We start from the raw sequence: 405 nt of genomic DNA, 5'->3' as shown, positions 1-405 counted from the left end.
TGGGGGAGCTGTTCTGCGGGGATGAAGACCTTCGGCGCGTACGATTCGATCTCGATCTCGCCGTGGTGGTGTTCGGGCGGGACACCAAACTCCTGTTGGAAGAAGTCGTCGTACCCTGGGCCGTTGAGTTGTTCGACGGCCTCCTCAACCAGTTCCATCGCTTCGTGACGAGTCGAGGCCGCGGGAACAGCAATCCCCACGCCGTCGGTGTCCCCCATCGCGGCGTACGCCTCGTAGCCCATCTCCGCGAGTTTGTCGATGACGTAGTCGCGAGAGAACTGGATCATCTTTCGGCCCGAGAGGGTAATCGCCTCGGCAATTCGCCAATCAAACAGCCGAAACGACGACTCCTCCGTGGCGAACCCCAACACGCCGTAGATCGAGTTGGTCACACGCTTCGTGGAC

General features: G+C 60.7%; 1 protein-coding gene. It reads right to left on the bottom strand.

All coding sequences use genetic code 11. The features are described from left to right. Nucleotides 1-392, bottom strand: a 392-nt coding sequence (locus EXE45_RS18135; RefSeq protein ID WP_274595496.1) for a DNA polymerase domain-containing protein, incomplete at its 3' end; no start/stop codon positions are given. Nucleotides 393-405 lie beyond the last annotated feature (13 nt).

The organism is Halorubrum sp. SP9 (assembly GCF_005435015.1).
Lineage (GTDB): Archaea > Halobacteriota > Halobacteria > Halobacteriales > Haloferacaceae > Halorubrum > Halorubrum sodomense.
This window is presented reverse-complemented; position numbering and strand designations above follow the sequence as displayed.